This is a genomic window from Halarsenatibacter silvermanii, assembly GCF_900103135.1.
Taxonomy (GTDB): domain Bacteria; phylum Bacillota; class Halanaerobiia; order Halanaerobiales; family Halarsenatibacteraceae; genus Halarsenatibacter; species Halarsenatibacter silvermanii.
In genome coordinates this window covers 1-22,172 of the sequence record NZ_FNGO01000026.1, presented here as the reverse complement: position 1 = coordinate 22,172, position 22,172 = coordinate 1, and the positions used below count along the sequence as shown (strand labels likewise).

General features: G+C 42.6%; 14 protein-coding genes and 1 pseudogene. 4 read left to right on the top strand and 11 right to left on the bottom strand.

The genetic code is table 11. From position 1 onward, the window contains the following. Positions 1–27: 27 nt before the first annotated feature. The 7 genes and pseudogenes from BLT15_RS11120 to BLT15_RS11085 all read right to left on the bottom strand — a co-directional run bounded on the left by BLT15_RS11120 (position 28) and on the right by BLT15_RS11085 (position 8,546). Complete coding sequence (locus BLT15_RS11120; RefSeq protein WP_159429921.1) at positions 28–1,137, bottom strand: ABC transporter substrate-binding protein; 1,110 nt, start codon at positions 1,135–1,137, stop codon at positions 28–30. 724 nt (positions 1,138–1,861) lie between these two features. Continuing rightward, entirely contained in the window at positions 1,862–4,045 is a 2,184-nt protein-coding gene (locus BLT15_RS11115) for a molybdopterin-containing oxidoreductase family protein (RefSeq protein ID WP_159429920.1), read from the bottom strand. A 79-nt stretch (positions 4,046–4,124) separates the two neighbouring features. Beyond that, a complete protein-coding gene (locus tag BLT15_RS11110; protein ID WP_089761738.1) occupies positions 4,125–4,826 on the bottom strand; it encodes a 4Fe-4S dicluster domain-containing protein in 702 nt (233 codons plus the stop codon). Positions 4,827–5,139: 313 nt separating this feature from the next. Continuing rightward, positions 5,140–5,520 carry a DUF134 domain-containing protein gene (locus BLT15_RS11105; RefSeq protein ID WP_089761736.1) on the bottom strand — a complete coding sequence of 127 codons (381 nt, stop codon included), beginning with the start codon at positions 5,518–5,520 and terminating at the stop codon, positions 5,140–5,142. Positions 5,521–5,709: 189 nt separating this feature from the next. Next, positions 5,710–6,312, bottom strand: a pseudogene (gene prxU, locus BLT15_RS11100) (thioredoxin-dependent peroxiredoxin); the annotation flags it as partial. Positions 6,313–6,536: 224 nt separating this feature from the next. Continuing rightward, the gene (locus tag BLT15_RS11090; RefSeq protein ID WP_089761730.1) at positions 6,537–7,469 is read right to left on the bottom strand and encodes a nitronate monooxygenase; all 933 of its coding nucleotides are present in this window, start codon (positions 7,467–7,469) and stop codon (positions 6,537–6,539) included. Between the two features lie 243 nt (positions 7,470–7,712). After that, positions 7,713–8,546, bottom strand: a complete 834-nt coding sequence (locus BLT15_RS11085) for a CPBP family intramembrane glutamic endopeptidase (RefSeq protein WP_089761727.1) — start codon at positions 8,544–8,546, stop codon at positions 7,713–7,715. A 160-nt stretch (positions 8,547–8,706) separates the two neighbouring features. Here BLT15_RS11085 and BLT15_RS11080 point away from each other — a divergent pair, with 160 nt between their 5' ends. After that, complete coding sequence (locus BLT15_RS11080) at positions 8,707–9,123, top strand: secondary thiamine-phosphate synthase enzyme YjbQ (protein ID WP_089761725.1); 417 nt, start codon at positions 8,707–8,709, stop codon at positions 9,121–9,123. A 98-nt stretch (positions 9,124–9,221) separates the two neighbouring features. Here the strand turns inward: BLT15_RS11080 and BLT15_RS11075 are convergent, their stop codons facing one another. Beyond that, positions 9,222–10,076, bottom strand: a complete 855-nt coding sequence (locus tag BLT15_RS11075; protein ID WP_089761723.1) for a DegV family protein — start codon at positions 10,074–10,076, stop codon at positions 9,222–9,224. Between the two features lie 44 nt (positions 10,077–10,120). Continuing rightward, on the bottom strand, positions 10,121–11,548 hold the full coding sequence (gene nhaC / locus BLT15_RS11070) for a Na+/H+ antiporter NhaC (RefSeq protein WP_200769757.1): 1,428 nt from the start codon (positions 11,546–11,548) through the stop codon (positions 10,121–10,123). A gap of 188 nt (positions 11,549–11,736) precedes the next feature. Between nhaC and rpoD (BLT15_RS11065) the strand changes: the two genes are divergently transcribed. Next, complete coding sequence (gene rpoD, locus BLT15_RS11065) at positions 11,737–12,903, top strand: RNA polymerase sigma factor RpoD (protein ID WP_089761721.1); 1,167 nt, start codon at positions 11,737–11,739, stop codon at positions 12,901–12,903. Positions 12,904–13,279: 376 nt separating this feature from the next. After that, entirely contained in the window at positions 13,280–14,413 is a 1,134-nt protein-coding gene (rpoD, locus tag BLT15_RS11060) for an RNA polymerase sigma factor RpoD (RefSeq protein ID WP_089761719.1), read from the top strand. Positions 14,414–14,519: 106 nt separating this feature from the next. Here the strand turns inward: rpoD (BLT15_RS11060) and BLT15_RS11055 are convergent, their stop codons facing one another. Further along, positions 14,520–15,104 carry a glycerol-3-phosphate acyltransferase gene (locus BLT15_RS11055; RefSeq protein WP_159429919.1) on the bottom strand — a complete coding sequence of 195 codons (585 nt, stop codon included), beginning with the start codon at positions 15,102–15,104 and terminating at the stop codon, positions 14,520–14,522. Positions 15,105–15,221: 117 nt separating this feature from the next. On the opposite strand from BLT15_RS11055, the gene BLT15_RS11050 reads away from it, so the two are divergent. Further along, positions 15,222–19,541, top strand: a complete 4,320-nt coding sequence (locus BLT15_RS11050) for an acyl-CoA dehydratase activase (RefSeq protein ID WP_089761715.1) — start codon at positions 15,222–15,224, stop codon at positions 19,539–19,541. Positions 19,542–19,693: 152 nt separating this feature from the next. On the opposite strand, the gene BLT15_RS11045 is transcribed toward BLT15_RS11050, so the two are convergent. Beyond that, positions 19,694–21,331: a BCCT family transporter gene (locus tag BLT15_RS11045; protein ID WP_200769756.1), complete on the bottom strand. Its 1,638-nt coding sequence runs from the start codon at positions 21,329–21,331 to the stop codon at positions 19,694–19,696. Positions 21,332–22,172 lie beyond the last annotated feature (841 nt).

Sequence of the window (22,172 nt, the reverse complement as noted above, 5' to 3'; positions counted from 1 at the left end):
TTAACCTCCCTGCATTTATTTCATAAATTAAATATCGATCGAACCAAAGCCACCTGTCCTATTTTCCACCTCTGCATAAACGGCTTCACCAAAAAGAAACTTAAAAATGTCATCTGCTTTATCTTCAGGATCGATATCAGCGAAAGCCTCGCTGAAAATTTTACTTCCGATGTAATAACTGTTGGCCAGGACATTCCCAAAATTGACATTATAGGAGGCATAGGGCAGCAGGCCGTATACTCTATTTTCTCTAACCGCAGTTAAATTTCGGTATTCCGGAAATCTCTCAAAGTCTGTCCTGATCAGAGGCAGATTACCTGTGTCCAGATATATATAATCAGGATCCCAGTCCAGTATCATTTCTCTGCTGATTTCCACCTGGGTCATAGCTTCATAGTCAAGGTAATCGCGGGTTACATCATCGGCTCTAATAAATTCAAAAGGAGGAAAAGGTGTTCTAAGAGAAGTGAAACCATGACTGCCTCTGTATGACATGCCTCCGGCATAAACGGCAGGAGCCTCCTCTAGCTCAACCAATTCTGATCTCTCTTTTAAATCCGCTATAGTTTCCTCAAAAAAGCTTATCAACTCTTCAGCTCTTTCATTACTATTCAGCACTTCACCGGTTAATTCTATAGACTGATAAAAATCATCCCGGTAATTATAAAGATCTCCATAATCCAGTAAAACAACGGGAGCCTCTAAAGATGCAGCCAATCTATCGGCTTCTGAAACGTCTCCAAAAAACAATATAATATCTGGATCTACTCCGGAAATTAATTCGGCATCCCCTCCATGCTGGGGCCCGATCACTGTTTTATCTTTGAACTCCTGATTGGCAATACGATAAGGAGTATCGTAATAATCCTCATCCGTCTCGATATCCTCAACCCCTGCTACTCTTTCTATCTCCTGAAAGTAAGACAGCATCCGCAAAGATCCTGCGCCCAGTCCTATTATTCTATCCGGTTCTGCAGGTATTTTAACCTCTCTTCCGGCCATATCTCTGACGGTTTTAAATGAACTATTCGAAGCCAGAACTTCTGAAACAGTTAAGCTTAATAGGAGCATAATCGTCACAAATGATATAATCAAAACAATTCCAGGGCAATTGATTCTATCATTCTTGTAACTCATTTTGATTAAATTACCCCCCCTCGATATTACTATAATAATATTAATAGCACGGAATTGCAAAAAAATTATCGATCTTCTTGTCTTCAGTTGTATAATAGGTGTGTAAAAAACCTCATTTAGTTGTACTGTAAGATATAAAGCTTCGTTTACAATGAAGTTTTTCCCCGGCATAAGTTTAGTTTTCGGCCAAAAAATTGCGCTACCTTCGCAAAAGCCTGTCCCTGAGCTCACGCTCAGCCTGACAGATCCTGAGCCGGAGACACTATTTTTTGGCCATGGACTTAACCTGAGTTTCGAAAAACTTCGAGTATCACTTTGCTTTATATCTTCCAGCCATTATTGTCATGACAGTGATCTTATACGATATCTATCAACTGATAACAAGAAGATCCAAAATATAATCCCATCTTTTTACTGCCAGGTCACTTCAATACTGCGGCAGCTCAAAATTACCTTTTTCATCTAAAACATCTATCCTTCAAAGATAATTATAACACAATATTTAAGAATGTGCCACCAATTAATCCAGTTTTCTTTCTTTCTGAGTGCTGGCCTTGAATATTATAATTGCAAGTTTTGTTTTATCTTATAGCAACCCGGATAAATTTTTGAGCTAATATTAAAATAATTAAAACCAAAAAAAGGCTTCCAGATTCGATTTCGGTCAGATCTGGAAGCCTCACAAAGTTATTCCCGTGATCTTTACGAGGTATTTAGTTCTGGCTTATACCTTTTCTATCTCTACCATAACTTCGTTTATCATAGCATGTCCCACAATGGATTCTTTCTGATATTTAACAAAATCGTTCGGATTGATGCTGTCTATTTTCTGAGCGGTGCTGTAAAAAGGAGTTCTATTCCCATAACCGCCATGAACATAAACAGTTTCTGGATGTATTCTCTCAGTGACTTTAACATTGCATCTGTCGCTGAAGATCTCAGATGATATCTTCACTTCATCTCCGTCCGAGATTCCCATTTCGCTTGCTCTTTCAGCATTTATCCAGAGCCTATTTGTATTATAATCTTTGGTGATCTGCGCCAGCTGAGGAGTATTGGCTGTAGCAGTATGAGAATGAATCGCTTCTTTCCCCTGAACCAGTCTAAATTGATTGTCCTCAACATCCAGCCCGGTATCGGGAGAAATCCAGCTGACCACCGGAGGAGCACCATGTCTTTCAAACTCATCTGAATAAAACTGAAACTTACCTGTCTCAGTATTAAAAACGGGTGCCTCATCAGGCTCTGGTACATCAACCATCATTGAGCCTTTTTGTTTGAATTCTTCTAAGGAGATATCGTAAGGCTCCAGTATGGCTCTGTTTACATCGTCAAGGCTGAATTGAAAATATTCATCAACTTCCAGCCTCTCAGCTAAATCAACAATTATATCGTCATAACTTCGAGTCTCAGGATGAATTTTAGATATGGCCTGAGTTCTCATGGCCAGAGTTCCCTGTTTCCCTCCCCTGCTTTCTATGACCTCTTCTCTCTCAGCAAAACTGCACTCAGGAAGTACATAATCGGCCACCAGAGCTGTTTCAGACATCTGGGTTTCAAAAACCACCAGCAGATCAAGAGCATCAAATCCTGACGACATATGATCATAATCAGGGAAGTTTCTCACAGGATTATGATGTCTTACGATGCCGGCATTTACTTCTCCCTCCAGCATTTTTTCAGCAAGCAAATGCGGCAGCCCGTGGCTGGTAGCAAGAGGAAAGCCATCATCCTCACCAGCTCCATCTGCTCTGCGAGTATCAGGAACAGGGGGAGCAGGATACTCATCTTCATCAAGACTGCCAGTATCAGGACCATGATAAAACCTCAGCCCTCCTTCAGCATTAGCATTGCCCAGCAGGGCATTCAAACAGGAGACAGCTCTGGCTGTTTCAGTGCTGTTCTCATAGTTGCAGCCAAATGCTCCTCTCCAGTTAGGATGAACAAAAGCAGCCGGCGCAGCTTCAGCCAGGTCTCTGGCCATGCGTTCGATGTCTTCCGCCGGAATATCAGTTAATAATTCTGCCCATTCAGGCGTATATTCATCGAGGTTTTCTGCAAATTCTTCAAAACCATATGTGTACTCTTCAATGAACTCCTCATCGTATAATTCTTCATCCACGATTATTTTGCTCATGGCAAGCACTAAAGCCATGTCAGACCCGGGTCTTATGGGAATCCATTCATCGGCAATGGTGGCGGTATCATTCTGACGAGGATCCACACAAATTATTTCCGCGCCTTTCCTGACAGCTTCCTGCAAACCCTTTAACTGGTTGGTGCGAATTCCTCCACCATAATTTCTACCCAGTAAGAGCATGTACTCTGAATTGGCTAAATCAGGGGTCGGCACTCCTCCCATAGTTGCGTTAAAACCTACTGTTCTGGCAGTATTACAGGCAGCATTATGCGTGCAGATAGTATTAACTCCCAGCGAATGCATCAATCTGTTGCCATAAAAAACACCTGTCCGTCTGGGATTATGGGCATAAAATACTGATTCAGGACCCTCTTCATCCAGAATCTGCTGGAGTCTATCGGCGATGTCATCGAGAGCTTCATCCCAGCTTACGGGTTCAAAATTTCCATCTTCAGTTTTCTTCAAAGGTTGATCTATCCTATCAGGATCATAAACCCAATCAATACCCCCATGCGCCCGCGGACACAGGCGGCCAAGACTGCGATCATTATCCTCATGACCTGTAACCTTCCAGACCCTATCATTTTTTACGTGAATCCACATGCCACAATGACTTGCACATACATTGCACAGGCTGGGGCTAATTTCAACTTCGGCTTTCTCATGTTCTTCCGCCCAGGCATCGAAATCAAATCCAGATAATCCTGCACCAACAGCACCCAGGGAAATTCCTGTGGCTTTTAAAAATTGCCTCCTATTTATACCCACTGCTTTACCCCCTTTTATATTTGACAGATTGATCACTTTCATAAAAGATTATTATTTCCTGCGATTAAGCTTTACTCTATTAAACCAGAGAAAAATGATCCGGTTCGATCGTGGTAATCATCAGTAAACCCAGTCCATCCTGTGCCTCCAGACCGTAAAGATACCCCTCTTTCCCTTCAGCCTCCAATTCCTGAATTCTCTCTTCAGCCTGCTCTGCCATCTCTCGCTGAGTTCCAAAATCGAGTGTATAGGTGGGGCAGGTGGATACACAGGCAGGATCTTCATCTTTTTCAACCAGATGGGTACAGCCATTGCATTTGTACATCTCTTCATCAACTACCTGGGGAACATCAAAGGGACAGGCTGCCACACATTCCTCACAGCCAATACAGGTTTCGATATCAGTAATATTTAACTCACCATACCCTTTTTCAATTGCATCAACAGGACACACATCGATACAGGGGGCATCATTACAGTGAAAACAACTCATACGCGCCCTGTGATATTCAACATCCGGATAATTGCCCATTTCCAGAGATTCAAATTCTATAGTTCTTGCTATGTCAGGAAATCCGTTTTCATTCTGACAGGCAACCCGACAGGCATAACATTCGATGCAGATAGAATGATCCTTGAGCAATGCCAGTTTTTCAGTGCTGGTTTCGGCCTGCAATACTGAAGAAGAAAGACCGGTTCCGGCCAGAACGGAAACAGCTCCAAAAGCTGCACCTTTCTTTAAAAATTCTCTTCTGCTCTGCTTTTTATTTTTTTCTGACATATTTTCACCTCAAGAAATTTCCGGTATTTTTAATGACCTAATGAGCTGACAAAACTAACCACTATTGTAAAATTAAGCTGAAAAATTTAGGTGTCTTTTGTATTTAAAATATTCCAAATTATAAAATAAACATTTCTTCAATCCCTCCACCTCTCACCCCCTTCAGAAAATTTTTATATCCATCTCCATAATAGGACAGACTGATGTGATAATAAGAACAATATTTGATAAAAAAATAAAGGCTCACAAATTCCAATCGTTAGTGAATATTCTAACATAAAAGCAGATGTTCAGTCAAGACCTTCCGATGAAATTATAGACAATCTGAACATATCTTACGTCCTTGCTGAGGCCCCTCTCCTGCTTTTTCCGAAAGTTTTCTGCCGCATTGACCACAGCGGGGCTGATATTTATAGTTCCCGCCTTCGAATTTCAGTGATTTTCCTTCTATCAACGCTTCAGTCACCTTCTTCCTGGCTTCAGCCAGTATCCTTTGAAAAGTCGGACGGGAAACTTCCATTCTTTCAGCAGCTTCTTCCTGGTTAAGTCCTTCTTTATCCTTTAATCTCAAGGCTTCAACTTCTTCCAGCAGCAGCGATACATTTTCCAGCCTGTGATTGGGAACACCGGCTGGCTTATAAAATTTTGATTCGGGAATATTTTCTATTTTTCTATCTTTTCTTGGCCTAACCATCTTTATCACCTCACACCTATTCTGTTCTTTATTTTATCATCTTTATTTTATCATGTGAATATTAAAACATCAAAGTTTTATTTTTCATAATCGCTCTTCCCATAGAAGCAGGTTTAATAAAAAGAGACGGCATATTTCAGCCGTCTCCTGAATATTTAATATATTTTTAATCATTCTTTAGCTTTATTTTTATTCGTAAGATTCGTCCACAGACCACTCTTCCCAGACCTTACCGACCAGTTCTGGACCGGGAGATAATGTTTTCCCGCCTGGCTCCCAGCCGGAAGGAGTGGCTTCTCCGGTCTCTCTTACATGTTGAAAAGCTTTGACCTGACGTATAAGCTCTGAGACATTTCTGCCTACCGGAGGAGTAAGTACCTCCATAGCCTGTACCACACCATCGGGATCTATTAAAAACCTTCCCCTGATGTCTACTCCAGCGTCTTCATCGTAAACACCGTAAAGCTGACCTATCTCGCCGGTTGTATCAGCCAGCATGGGAAAGGGAATACCTCCATCAACCATCTTGCTGAGTTCAGTCTCCTCCCAGATCTTATGGGTTTGATGACTGTTGGTGCTCACTGATAAAAATTCTACTCCTAGCTCCTGAAACTTATCATACTGGGCTGCAACCGCAGCCAGTTCTGTCGGTCATACGTAAGTAAAGTCTCCAGGATAAAAGCAAATAACCCGCCATTGATCTTCATAATCAGAAAGACTGACCTCAGTAAAATCGCCATCATAATACGCCATGGCAGTAAAATCAGGTGCCTTGTCGCCAGCTCTAACCATTTTATTACCTCCTAAAATCTTTTGCCCGGTATATTCTCTTTAATCAAAACTATTTTTGATTAAACCGGTATGAAGTAATTATATAATGTTTGCAATTTATTGTCAACATGGTTTAATGTTATATATAAATTATACAAATTTACTAATCATAAAAATGATCAGTCATACATATAATCACGGGTTAGAGGAAGATCATTATTTATGCCTTTGCTGATGTGATTTGATTAATATGATTTTATCTTCTCAAAAATCTCTTTGACGGTTAAAACTTCGTCTACTTTTTCTATTCCTGGTCCTGTAAAAAATAAACCTTCCTCAAGATCTCCTCTTCTACCGGCCAGTAAAGCCTCTCGCACACAAAATTTTTGACTGCACTGTTTCAGGCAATTTATGCACTCTTCCGGACTGGGAGCCTTATTTTCGATTATTTTTTCTGCCATTTTCGTCCTTATTGCCCTGCCCGGCAGCCCCACCGAACTCATTATTTTGACTACATCTTTGCTTCTGGCATTTTCACAAAGCTCCATAAATTCCTCGCTGGCATCCGATTCTTTTGAGACCAAAAATCTGGTTCCCATCTGTACGCCATCCGCGCCCCGTTTGAAAGCATTTTTCACATCTGCAGGAGTAACAATATTGCCTGCTGAAATCACAGGTATCGAAACTTCATCCTTGATCTTTTTAAGTATTTTACCGCTGTTCTCTTCTCCTCCCAGGTGACCACCAGCATTTTCTCCTTCGGCCACTATAGCAGATGCACCCAATTTTTCCGAAATCTTAGCCAGGCGTAAAGATGAAACTATGGGCACCACAGGTATATCCGCTTCCTTTCCTATGGAAAACATGTCCCTTGAAAAACCCGCTCCGGATACTATAAGATCAATTCCGGAATCAACAGCCTGCTTTATCAATGAAGAAAATTCAGAAGCAGCAAACATTATATTTACTCCGATTATTCCATCAGACAGTTCTCTAGCTCTTTCAATCTCTTTTTTCAACTCTTCTGCACTTAATGCAGTTCCGGCGATGATTCCTATACCTCCTTCATTCGCCACTGCAGCTGCCAGTTCAGACATCGATATTTTAATAGCCATCCCACCCTGGATTATGGGCAGGCCGGGATTGAGATCCCCGATCTTTAAGTCTGGAAATTCGATAGCTTTTACCTCCTTGATCTGGTGAGAACTTATTTTTGACCCTGCTCTTCAGGCACATAATTTCCATTTTTGCGATCATTTAATGCATTATACTATATAAAACACGGTACTACAAGAGGACGTTCCCCTTAAAGGCTTAAATGTTGTTTGCAAGGTTTAATGCTCCGTTCAAAATTAAATTTTTCCTGATATGTGGGAATTTAACTAACTGTTTCAAAGGAAAACCAACTCTATTAAATTAGTTCAGGAATTAACTTCATTTTCCTTCTCTTTACTGCTCATAACAAAATATATGCCGAGCCCGGCCAATATCAATCCCAAAACGCTGAAGCCTGGAGGCTGAGCCATACGCTGTTCGGAAAAAGAGTATCCGGGTATATAAAAATAAACATTGAATATTACCGCCAGGAAGTTGTTGATCAGATGAGCATATATGACCACAAAAAGCGAATTGTATGACCAGTAAAGCCAGCCCAGCACCAGTCCCATCAGGAAAGCAGAAACTCCCTGCAGAAAATTAAAGTGGACAAACCCGAATAAAAATGAAGAAAATAATAACCCGATCACAAATCCATGATTTTTCTTGAGCCCTCGAAAGATAATTCCTCGAAAAAAAATCTCCTCCAGAACGGCCGGAAATATCACAATTATTATCAGCAAAACAGGAGGGCTTTCAGCCCTTATCATCCTGACAATCTCCCCGTATAAACCCGCTTCGGAAAAAATTCTCAGCATATTGACTATCAAGGAAGAAATAATAGAAAAACCAAAAATCATAAAGGTGGTTATAAGATAGGGTTCTGCAGCTCTCAATCTATTACCCAGACAACTCCTCAAATCAATATTCCCTTTAGCCAGGGCATATCTTATAATTCCAATGTTTACAGCAGCACTGATCAGTCCATAAAGCCAGAATGGAGCCGGCGGGGAAGCAAAAACCCCCCAGATACTGGAGAGAGCTGCTCCCGAAATCAGGTGAAACAATATCAATAATAAACTGAGTTTTATTGCTTCCCACCAGCCGGGATATGCTTTTTCACTGGAATCATTGTTTTCATCCTGAAATTTAAAATTCATAAAAATCTCCTCCAGAAAAATTAAAATTCACAGATTACTTTCCGGAAAAATGAAAAAACATCACATAATTAAGGATTGACAGAAGCCTCTGATTTATTTATTATATAATGACAAAAGGTACTTTTTAATTAATTCACAGTTCAAAAGGAGGTAAAATACAATTAAATCTGTACGTGAATATCTCTGGTTTAATACTGATGAGAGAATGGAATTCATCAACATCACGGGACAGGTAGAAAAAATAGTTGAGGATTCCGGAATCGAAGAAGGGCTGTGTCTCATAAATGCCATGCACATCACGGCCAGCGTGTTTATCAACGATGCTGAGCCCGGGCTGCACCGTGATTTCCAGGAATGGCTGGAAGAGCTGGCCCCGCACGCTCCTGTCTCCCAGTACGACCACAATACCTACGAAGATAATGCCGACGCTCATTTGAAAAGGCAGATCATGGGAAGAGAAACGGTGGTTGCCATAACTGAAGGCGAAATCGATTTTGGGCCCTGGGAGCAAATCTTTTACGGAGAATTCGATGGTCAGCGCGATAAAAAAGTTCTGGTCAAGGTGATCGGTGAATAAATCAAAAAGTCAGCCGGGCAGATAGCGCAGTCTGCCAAATTTCCTGACGGACCTCTGCCCGGCTGAGAAATTTAATTGATAACCAGCATAAATCAGAATCAACTGTCATCGCCCAGGAAAAATAAGCCGACTCCTCCCTGGCCCAGATGAACCCCCAGAACGCTGTTAATCATTTCCACACAGAATATATCGGCTCCCATCTCTTCTAGATTCTCTTTTAATTTTTCAGCTCTGCTCCTGTCATTGGCATGAGATATTCCCACAGACTTCCCTGAAACGGAATCGCATTTTTTCTGAAAAAAATTGATCATACCCTGCAGAGCCCGGGCTGATCCCCGAACCTTACTCTCCAAAATTATTTCTCCGTCTTTCAGCGCCAGAAGTGGCTTAACTTTGAGAAAATTGCCCACCATAGATTTAGCTCTGCCGATTCTGCCGCCCTTCCTCAAAGCCTCTAAATCATCAAGAACAAATATATGCTCGATCCTATCTATCCAGTTCTGAAGTTTGTTGAGAACATGTTTTCGCTTCCTGCCCTTTTCCAGCAAAGCAGCTGTTTTTTGGGCCAGAATTCCGGTGGCTACAGAACCTGATTTGGTATCCACCACATCTATGTTCATTTCCGGATATTCTTTCATCATTTCTTCGGCCACCATGGACGCTGTCTGGTAGGTGCCGGAAAGTTTTCCCGAAAAAGCCAGATAAAGAACATTAAAACCATCTTCCAGCTGTTTTTTGAAAGATTCCATGATTAGGCCAGGCTTGACCTGGTCTGTGGAAATCTCCCTGTTCTCTTCCATGGCTGCAAAAACCTCAGAAGTTGTAATTTCTTCACCATCCAGAAAAGATTCCTTATCCACATTTATCACGAAAGGCAGCACTTCGATATCATACTTAGCGATCAAATCTTCCGGCAAATCACAGGCGCTATCCACTAAGAGTCTGGTATTCATCGTTGAACCCCCTGTCAGATATGCTAATTTTATAGCTGCAGAAATTAAATATTCTCTTCTTTTTCCCAGTCTGCATATCCGATTCCTAAATATCCATAAGCTATGGACAATAACGGAGTAATCCAGTTAAAAAATGCATAAGGTGCAAAAACCAGAGGATTGATGCCCAGGGCACCATACATAAAAGCACCGCAGGTATTCCAGGGTATGAGCGGTGAGGTTATAGTTCCGGAAGATTCAACAATTCTGGAGAGGTTTTTAGGATGAGCTCCCATATCTTTAAAAGCCTGATTGAACATCCTGGCCGGCAAAATTATTGCCAGATATTGATCGGCAGTTACCAGATTGACAAAGATGGTAGTGAGATGAGTGGCCAGTGAAAGCGAACCATAAGTTTTGGCCACGCTGAGAATCTGCTTTAAAATCACTGCCAGAAAACCGCAGTTCTCCATTATACCTCCAAAAGATAGGGCAGCAAATATCAGCGATATAGTCCACATCATACCATCCAGGCCGCCTGCAGTAAGCAAATCATCAACCATTTCAGCCTCAGTCTCGATAACAAAACCATAATGCATTGTGTCAAGAATAGTCCCCAGGCCTTCTCCCTGAAATATCATGGCGAAGATTCCCCCCAGCACGGCACCGCCCAGCAGAGCTGGTATCGGAGGAACCTTGAGAACTATCATAGTGAGCACAAAAACCGGCGCCAAAAATAATAGCGGATTGAGATTGAAATTTTCTGCCAGCGTTTCAGTTATTAAACTCACCTGTCCAGTTTCTATTGCTCCTTCAGCAAATCCCAAACCTATAATACCGTACATAATCAGGGCGATAATAAAACCGGGAACAGTCACATAAAGCATATGCCTGATATGTTCAAAAACTTCGGTATCTCCCGCCGACCCCGGCGCTAAATTTGTGGTATCCGAGAGAGGTGATAATTTGTCTCCTAGATAGGCGCCTGAAATGATCGAGCCTCCTACCAGTCCGGGAGATATTCCCAGTCCTGTTCCTATTCCCACCAGCGCTACCCCGATGGTTCCGGCTGTCGACCAGGAGCTGCCTACAAACAGAGCTACAATTGCGGTTATCAGAGCGGACGCAACCAGAAAGATTTGTGGAGAAATCAGCTGCAAACCCCAATAAATCATAAGAGGAACTATTCCGCTCTGCATCCACGAGCCTATTAACATTCCCACTATCATCAAAATAACCATGGCCTGCATACCGACCATAATTCCATCCAGGACGCCTTTTTCTATGACGTCCCATTCGACGCCGATTTTAGACGCCACTAAAGCAGCGATCCCGGCAGAAAGTATCAGAGGAATATGCGGGTCAATTTCGAGCCAGATAATGCTGAACATCAAAATCACAATCAGGAAGGCCAGAGGAATTAAGGCCTCTTTCAGGGCAGGCATCCTGGGCAGCCTGTCGTAATCTTCTTTGTGTCTTTTATGTCTTTTCATATTTTTAAAAATCCTCCTTATTGAATTCTATTCTTCCCTAATATTAATTCACTGCGAAAGCTGAAATACCTGCCTGTTATCAACGATGAATTTTCTGAGCATCTATGTTTGACAAATTATTATATTGTGCTATAATTAAATAGTTACCATTTGTTTTACCAACCAGTTCTATCGGGGAGGAATTATTAATGGAGATAGAGTCCCCTCTGGACACCAGACAGGACATTAAAAATTTAATCAGTGATCTGGGCAGCGAAGACAGCCAGGGACAGATAAAATTTTCAGAGCTCAAATCCATAATCAATGGCTCAGAAATTGACGATAAAAACCTGAAATTGCTCAAAGAAGCGTTATCAGATATGGACGTTGATGTTGTCCTGGAAGATGGTACCAGTGTAAATCTTGAGACAGTTCTTTCAGAAAAATTATGGTACTCTCAAGAAGAACAGCTTTTATCCGGTGAATCTGAAGATGAGGATGAAAACAACGAAGATGCAATTTCTATTGCTAAATCTCAGGGCAATCTTGATGATCCGGTGAGAACTTATTTGAAGGAAATTGGAAAAGTAGATCTCCTGGACGCTGACGAAGAGGTCGAACTTGCCCGCAGAATAGAGGATGGTGATCTTTCCGCTCGTCAGCAGCTTATCGAGGCGAATCTGCGGCTGGTTGTCAGTATAGCCAAAAAATATATCGGACAGGGGCTTTCCTTTTTAGATTTAATTCAGGAAGGCAACAAGGGTCTTATGAGAGCTGTGGAAAAATTCGATTATCGCAAGGGTTATAAGTTCAGCACCTATGCCACCTGGTGGATCAGGCAGGCTATCACCCGGGCTTTAGCTGATCAAAGCCGCACGATAAGAATACCCGTCCACATGGTTGAAAAAATAAATAAACTTCGCAGAGTTTCACGCCAGTTAAAAAAAGATCTCGATCGTGAACCGACCGTTGATGAGCTGGCCGAAGCTATGGATATCCATCCTGATAGAGTGCGTCACATCAAAAAAATATCCCAGGATCCTCTTTCCCTCGAATCTCCAATCGGCGAAGAAGAAGACAGCAATCTCGGTGATTTTATAGAGGATGAGGATTCGCCCACCCCTGACGAAGAAGCCACTTCAGTCATGCTTAAAGAGCAGCTGGACAGCGTTCTGGAAACCTCTTTGACCGACAGAGAAAAAAGAATTCTGGAACTAAGATATGGCATTGAAGATGGCCGTTCCCGCACTCTGGAAGAAGTAGGAAGAGAATTCGATGTCACCAGAGAGAGAATCAGACAAATTCAGGTGAAAGCTCTGCGCAAGCTGAGACATCCCAGCCGAACCAGAGAACTCAGGGATTATCTTGAAAAATAAATTTCCTTAGCCGCTGTTTTCCATCGATTACAATATTTAATTTCTTTTTCCCCGCCCCTGTGCAACAGCAGGGGCTTTTTACATTTGGTTTCTTAAAATTCAGTGTCCAATTTTTCACCTCAGCAAGCAGGAAACTACCTCGTTATCTTGAATAATAATGTTGACACCGAAAAGATGATTTGGCCCGAAGTCATATGGATTTTGCTATTGACTCATGATAATTGATCCGTTATAATTGTAAAATCGTGTTGCTTTATTTTATCAGCCAATATCTAAAAATTAATTTTGTAATATCTTTGAATTCACACGGGCTGCATTCGCAATTATATGGGCCCGATTTTATTTTTGGGTTTTACAAGTTGAAGGAGGGGTTTATATGCTTAAAAGAGATATTGATTCTGAACTGATGAGTCAGGTCGAAGAACTCATCGAGTCCGGCCAGAAATCAGGCGAGGTAACCAAACAAGAAATCAGAAACAAGCTCAAAGGTATCGAGCTCAGTTCAGAAGATATGCAGAAAGTTCAGGATGTTTTCGACGATATGGAAATAAATGTAGTAAATGATGACCAGGAAAAGGTTAATTTGCAGGATATCGAAAGTGTGGGAGAAGCTGAAGAATCTCAAGATGACGAGGTGGATGAGGACGAAATCGACTTCGATATACCTCAGGGAGCCGGTATGGATGACCCTGTCAGAATGTATCTCAAAGAAATAGGTAAAGTTGACCTGCTTGATGCTGAAGAGGAAGTAGAGCTCGCTCAAAGAATCGAAGAAGGAGATCAGGAGGCAAAAAGACACCTGATAGAGGCGAATCTGCGGCTGGTCGTCAGTATTGCCAAAAAATATGTCGGGCAGGGTATGTCATTTCTTGATCTCATCCAGGAGGGCAACAAAGGGCTGATGAGAGCTGTAGAAAAATTCGATTATCGCAAGGGTTATAAGTTCAGCACCTATGCCACCTGGTGGATCAGGCAGGCTATCACCCGGGCTTTAGCTGATCAAAGTCGCACGATAAGAATACCTGTTCATATGGTCGAAACTATAAATAAAATGAAGCGCATCTATCGTCAGCTTGAGAAAGAAAAAGATCGTGAGCCTACTGCCGAAGAAATTGCAGAGGAAATGGATATGGAAGTCGATAAAGTGAGGGAGATCAGAAAAATCTCTCAGGATCAGCAGCCAATCTCTCTCGACGCTCCTATAGGTGAAGAAGAGGATAGTTACCTTGGGGATTTCATTGAAAATGATGATGCCTTAACTCCTGATGATGCTGCCTCCTTTTCTCTGCTTCGCGAAAAGCTAGACGAAGTTCTGGATACACTGACAGACAGGGAAAAAAGAATACTCGAATTGAGATTCGGGATTGAAGATGGACGGTCCCGAACCCTGGAAGAAGTCGGCAAAGAATTTGGGGTTACCAGAGAAAGGATAAGACAGATAGAAGCCAAGGCTCTGCGGAAACTCCGCCATCCAACCCGCAGCAAGGAAATCAAAGATTATCTGGATTAAGTTCTTTTCTGACATCTTTCTTTTTAAAAATGGATAATTCAATGCATCAATTTATTTAACTGTCACCTGTCCGGAAAGCGGACAGGGTTTTTGTTTGTCAGACCAATTAAATTAAACTCTTTATATCCTCTGATAGATCTCCCCTGTGTCTTAAACCGATAAATCCACCAGCAGCCATTAAAAAAATTAAACGCTCGCCCGCCCCGGCATATATGATCTCGATCAGCGATGGCAGCAGGCAGAAAGCTATAAAGGAGCTTACAGCTATTCGGTTAAAAATATGATACATTAAGATCCATGCTGCCAGTATCCCCGCAAGCAGAGCGGGTGAGATAATCAACAAAACGCCGGAAAAGGCCGCCAGACTTTTCCCGCCCTGAAAGCCGGCGAATACGGGAAACATATGACCCAAAACAGCCCCCATTCCGGCAAAATATATGCTGGTTTTTCCTGCTTCAGAAAAAATAAAATAAGCAGCAGCCGCTGCCCCCACGCCTTTCAAAACATCAGCGGCCAGCGTTTTAAAAGCAGGACCTTTACCAGCAGTTCTCAGAACATTGAAAGTCCCCATATTACCGCTGCCCGTTTTCCTGATGTCTTCTATTCCCTTCTGCCTGGCAAATATTACTGCTGAAGGAAAGCTTCCTAGAACGTATCCCAGCAGGGCGGACAGCAGCAAAATCAGATTCAATTTCAAAATCCCCTTTCCTTAATGAAGAGGTTGAGTTTATTTGCAATTTTGTTCGATTTCTATTATAACATATTATAGAGGCTAAAACAGACTTATATTTAAAGGAGGATTCAAAAAATGATTTCAACGGGAATCTGCATGGGAGCTTCCAATATAAAATCTGTCGAAGTTCAGAAAACAGAAAATGGTATAGAGATAAAGAACATGACAGCCCGCTCCCATGAAGGTGACGTAAAAGACTCCCTGATAGATTTGATCAATGAAAAAAACACTGCCGGAAATAAAATCGGTGTTACAGGCAGAAAATTCAAGTCACTGGTCGATGCACCTTCCTTATCTGAACCCGAAGCTACAGAAATAACCTATGATTTTTTGGCCGGAAAGGATAAAATAAATTGCGGTGACGTGGACGCTATTATATCTGCCGGTGGGGAGACCTTTATGGTTTATGAGCTCGACGATGAAGGGAAAATGATCAACGTCTATACCGGCAGCAAATGTGCCTCCGGGACCGGCGAGTTTTTCCTGCAGCAGGTAAAAAGAATGGGGCTAAACCTTGATGAAGCCACCCGGATTGCTGATACCGATAATCCCTACAGAGTTTCCGGTCGCTGTTCAGTTTTTTGCAAAAGTGATTGTACTCATGCCCTTAACAAGGGTATGAGTAAAGGCAGAATTGTTGCCGGGCTCTGTCAGATGATGGTCGATAAGATGATGGAGTTAATTCATAAAGCCGGAGCAAAATCCGTAATGCTGGTAGGGGGACTTGCCCGCAACGAAGTAGTTATCAATTATCTCAAAAAGAGGGTGCATGAGGTCGTAGTTCCTGAAGAAGCCTTTTATTTTGAGGCTATAGGCGCTGCCATCTGGGCTCTCGACAGCGGGGAAGAAATATCTTCCCCCGAAAAAATGTTCGAGCAGGGCAGCGATCCTTTTGATTATCTCCCGCCTTTAAGAGATTACCGCGACAGGGTTACCTTTCATGAAATTGAAACAGCAGATGCTCGGGAAAATGATGAGTGCATCCTGGGGCTCGATGTCGGTTCAACCACTACCAAAGCAGTGATAATCAGAGCGAAGGATGATAAGCTTCTGGCCTCCGAATATCTTAGAACCAGCGGGGATCCGGTAAACGCCGCCCGTGAGTGTTATGCCAGCCTGAATGAACAGATCGGCGATGTAGATATTTCTTTGATAGGCCTGGGAGTGACAGGTTCCGGACGGAGAATAACCGGCCTCCATGCGCTCACCGAATCTGTGATTAACGAGATAATTGCTCACGCAGCCGGGGCAGTCCATTTTGATCCCGATGTTGATACCATATTTGAAATCGGAGGTCAGGACGCGAAATATACTTACCTGGTCAACGGTGTGCCCACAAATTACGCCATGAATGAAGCCTGCTCAGCGGGCACGGGTTCTTTTCTGGAGGAATCGGCGGAGGAATCTCTCGATATCGCTATGGAAGATATAGCCGACATTGCTCTTAAAGCTGAAAATCCTCCCAATTTTAATGATCAGTGCTCTGCCTTTATAGGAAGTGACATAAAAAATGCAATACAGGAAGGCATAAATGTTAATAATATAAGTGCCGGCCTGGTCTATTCTATTTGCCAGAACTATAAAAACAGAGTTAAGGGCAATCGTCCCATCGGAGATAAAGTATTTATGCAGGGGGGGGTTTGCTATAACGAGGCAGTTCCTATGGCCATGGCCGCTCTGACCGGAAAAGAAATTATAGTCCCGCCCGAACCAGGATTAATGGGGGCATTTGGAGTCGCTTTAGAAACTAAAAGGCAGATGGATCTGGGGCTAGTAGAAAAAAAAGAATTCGATCTGGAGGAGTTAAAAGATAGGGAAGTGGATAAAATTAACGATTTCATCTGCCGCGGCGGCAGCAGCGATTGTGACAGAAAATGCAAAATCAACGTTTTGGAGGTTGCCGGCGAACAGCATACCTTTGGCGGCATCTGCAATAAATATATGACTCTTGACGGCGAGAACGATCATAATATGGACGATTTAAATCTGGTCAAAAAAAGGGAGAAACTTCTCTTCAATGAATTTTTTGCTCATCCAGAAAACGAAGATATAAATTCAGACGAATCCTCCCCGCGCAGAGGTAAAGTCGGCTTTAATAGATCTTTGACTGTTCATGAACTTCTCCCTTTTTATTCCACTTTCTTTGCCGAGCTGGGTTTCGAGGTCGTGATGCCGGATGAAGCGGAAGAAGCCGGAATACAGCAGCAGTCGGCTGCTTTCTGTTATCCCGTGGAAATCAGTCATGGTTATATGCACAATCTCCTGAAAAAAGATCTTGATTATATCTTTTTGCCGCATGTTAAAGGACTGCACGTAGAAAAAGGCCCCGAGGAAAGCATCCTCTGCCCTATGGCCCAGGGCGAGCCCTATTATCTTTCCGCCAGCTGGCCCGAACTGGAGGAAGACAATGTCCTCTCCCCCGTGCTCGATTTTAAGGACGGTTTTGCCGCAGTACGGGAAGAGTTTTTGGAGATGGCAGATAAATTGGGCGCCAGCAGAGCGGAGGCAGAAACAGCTTTTGCCCGGGGGGTAGCCTCTCAGGAGGACTTCAAGTATAAATTGAAAAATATGGGCAGATCTGTGCTGGAACACCTGGAGAATAATCCCGAGAGTAAAGCTGCCGTCATTTTTGGCCGCCCTTATAACGCCTTTGCCTCCGAAACTAATCTCGGTATACCTCATAAGTTCGCCTCTCAAAAACAAATTGTCCTTTCATTTGATATGCTACCTTTCGAGGACGAAGAGGTTTCTCAAAATATGTACTGGTCGATGGGCCAGAAAATAATGAAGGGCACCAGATTTGTCAGCCGGCATAATCAGTTATTCGGAACTTACATTACCAACTTCAGCTGCGGCCCGGATTCATTTTTGGTCAACTATTTCCGCAAGGTCAACGGTACCAAGCCCTCTCTGACACTCGAACTCGACAGCCATACAGCTGATGTCGGTGTAAATACCAGAATTGAAGCTTTTCTGGACGTGGTTGACAGATACAGAAGCATCGAAAAGGATGTGGGAGAGACTGCCGACGAAAAAAAAGAAGAATTCAGTATTGCCAGAGCCAAAATTAACAGCGGCGAAATAAAGGTCAGAACTTCTGAAGGAGAGGTGCTGCCGTTATCCAGTGACCGGGTGAAACTGCTTATTCCCTCCATGGGAGGAATGGCGACTAAAGCTGTTGCCTCTGCCATGCAGTATAAAGGTATCGACACAGTTGCCTGCCAGCCTCCAGGCGAAGATGAGTTAAAACGCGGAAAAGCTCACGCAACCGGCAAAGAATGTCTGCCTTTTATTTTGACTCTGGGAACAATGCTCAATTACGCCGATGATAAAGATACTGAAGATGTGATGATCTATTTTATGGCTGAATCATCCGGCCCCTGCCGGCTGGGACAGTACAGTGTGATGATGGAAGAGGTAATAAAAGATAAAAAATTGAAGAATGTAGGGCTTATGGTTATGGACAGCGGCCCCGGTTATAAAGAACTGGGGAGCAAATTTCTCATGCGTGCCTGGCAGGCTCTGGCTGTAGCTGATGTCCTGGAGGATATTTACAGCGCCATTTCCGCTCTCGCTGTGGATCCAGAAAAAGGTAAGGAGATCTTTGCTGAAAGCAAAAAGAAAATCTTCTCTGCTCTTTCGAGCAAGTCCTGGTGGGGATTAAAAAGGGTTCTTAAAAAGGAATCAAAAAGACTGGCAGAAATCGACCTGGTCAAACCATATGAAGAGGTGGAAAAAGTTGCACTTACAGGCGAAATTTATGTGCGGAACGATGAATTTTCCCGACGCTTTCTGGTCGATAAACTTGCTCAAAAAGGCATTGTTACCAAGGTGGCTCCAATTATAGAGTGGCTGTATTATGTGGATTATATGACCCAGAAGACAGATAATTATGAAGATCCCTCTTTTCTGGACCGGGTAAAAAACAAGGTCAGCAATTTCTATAAAAGCAAGATTGAAAAAGATGTGCGAAATATATTTGCTTCTTCCGGACTCTGCTCCAATCATACCGTAGAAATAGACGAGCTGGTCGAGGCGGGGGGAGAGTTAATGTCGGAAAAACTGACAGGTGAAACGATACTGACAATCGGCGGCGCCATAGCCGAGCTTATAGATCACGTGGAAGGAATAATTGCTATAGGCCCCTTTGGCTGCATGCATCATCGGGTTTCAGAATCGATCATCAAAGATAAGCTTGAAGAGAAAAAATCCCATCTTTACAGCGATGATGAAACGACAAGAAAGGTGCTGAAAAAGTTCTCCTCACTTCCCTTCCTGGCCATAGAATCCGATGGCAGCGCCTTTCCGCAGGTGATCGAAGCCAGACTGGAAGCTTTCTGTCTTCAGGTGAGAAGAATAAACGAATTTATCGATAAGCAGCAGGCAACAAGATAAATACAATATAACAAATTTCAGCTGAAAGTACCCTCTTTATAAATCAACTTCAAAACCCCCACCATCCTGAAGCAGGCTGGTGGGGGTTTTTGATATCATTATCAAATGCTAAATGTAGTTACATCATTCCAAATTACCTCAACTTTTTCTTATTATTCATTTTCAGTCATAACATCGATCTCTTCATGTCTTTCCTGTAGCTCTTCAATGGCCTCATATATTCGCTTTCTCTCTTTGGGCAGTGTTCCCTCCCTGAGTTCTTCAAATAGAGCTTTGAAGAGGCAGTATACCATGACAAGCATCACTATCATAAAGGGCAAACCGCCGATCAGAGAAGAAGTCTGCAGGGCAGACAGACCGCCGGTAAAGAGCAGAACTGCAGCTATCGAACCCTCAAGAACACCCCAGATTACTCTCAAAGGCAGCGGCGGATCGGGATCTCCACCGGAAGTCAGCATTCCGGCAACATAAGTTCCCGAGTCCGAGGAGGTGGCGAAGAAAACTGCTACCGAAGTCATAGCGGCAAATATCAATATCTGGGAGGCCGGGAAAAGCTGCAGCGACTCGAAAAAGCCCATGGCCTCATCTACACCTATTGCCTCAATAATGGTACCGACTTCTTCAACATGTTCAAAGTGCAGAGCAGAACCTCCAAAAACACCAAACCAGACCATGCTGACCGCAGTGGGGACCAGCAGCACTCCCAGGACGAACTGTCTTATCGTTCTTCCCCGGGAAACGCGGGCGACAAAGGTGCCAACAAAAGGTGCCCAGGCTATCCACCAGGCCCAGTAAAAGATCGTCCATGCTTCATACCAGTCACCGCGAATTCCCTCTCCGGCAGCATCCAGCATGAATGAGTCTCCGACGATGTTCTGGAGATATTCACCAATTCCATGAGTGGTGATATCCAGAATGAATATCGTAGGTCCCAGAATAAAGACCAGTATCAACAGAATAATAGCTATGGTTATATTGAGAGTACTCAGGTATTTAATCCCTTTGTCTATACCCGTATAGGTTGAGATAACTGCCACACAGGTAACCACAGCGACTATTGCCACCTGCAAACCACCGGTGTTGGCAATGCCAAAAAGTGTTTCAAGACCGGCTCCGATCTGCATGGCTCCCAAACCCAGCGAGGTGGCCAGGCCAAAGAGGGTCGCAAATACTCCGATGATGTTAACCACATTACCCCAGAAACCGTATATACCATCATCACCGAGTATGGGATGAAGCGTGGAGCTGAGCATCATCGGCAGACCTTTGCGATAGGAAAAATAGGCCAGAGAACCAGCCACTATTGCATAAATTCCCCAGGGATGAAGTCCCCAGTGAAAGAAGGAAAATCTCATAGCTTCATGTGCAGCACCTGCTGTTTCTGCTTCTGAAATCGCCGGCCAGATATAATGATTTATAGGCTCTGAAACACCCCAGAACAGCAGGCCAATTCCCATACCACAGCTGAAGAGCATACCGAACCAGGAATAAACGTTGTACTCAGGCTCTTCATCCGGCTTACCGAGCTTTATCTGGCCTATAGGGGTAATAAACATGACTAGTGCCATAATTAGGAAGAAAGAGGCTCCCAGAATGAAAGCCCAGCCGGTATTAACCATCATCCAGTTAAATACTTCACCAAATACTTCTTCGGCTCTTTCCGGCATAAAAATGCCGAAGAGGACGAAGGTAATTACCACGACCAGAGATACCCAGAAGGTAGATCGATCTTTATAGTTACCGAATTTCCTGCCTTCCATCTTCATATGTTCCTTATCTTCTTGGGGCATTATTAACCCTCCTTGTAAACTTTTACTGTTTTCAATTTCATAATAAAATCTACCGGCATCCCTCAAGTTTAATCATTGGCCTGTCACCAGCATGCTCCGGCTAATAAATTTATCACCTCCTCGACTCTACATTTTAAACTTGTTTTATAATTTTTAAAATTAATTATATTACTCTATAACTATTTATGCAAAACTGCATTATTCCTGGGCAAAAAATCTAAAACCATATTAAAACTGTTTAAGTCATACTCTATTTAATTATTATAGTACTACTTTCCTAAAATTTCAACATCTATTTAATCTATAATAGACCAATGTCGTACAATGTCTTTTCCTTTATGTTATGCCGTAAGCATGTCTTAATTATTTAATTGAATAAATTTATTCAATTTCCTTCTTAATCGATGATTATTTTTTATAATTGTAAAATTTTTAACAAAAAATTTCTAATCCAAAACTTCTTGCCTGAAATATAATAGATTTACTCTGAGTTTTATTTTTGTGGGTAGAAGCAGGAAAATGGTATAGAAATATAGAATGGGTCTCACACACCAACCTCCAAATTTAACAAAAAATTTCTAATCCAAAACTTCTTGCCTGAAATATAATAGATTTACTCTGAGTTTTATTTTTGTGGGTAGAAGCAGGAAAATGGTATAGAAATATAGAATGGGTCTCACACACCAACCTCCAAAAAGAAGGAGTGTGAGACCCAATGATTGAACTCATTTTAAGTGTACTACATGGTCAGGATACTTTCAAGGGTGTGGAGGAAGAGTTATTGAAGATACTGCGCAGGAAATTCATAGAACTTTTAGCGGAAGTTCTTGAAGAGTTTGAT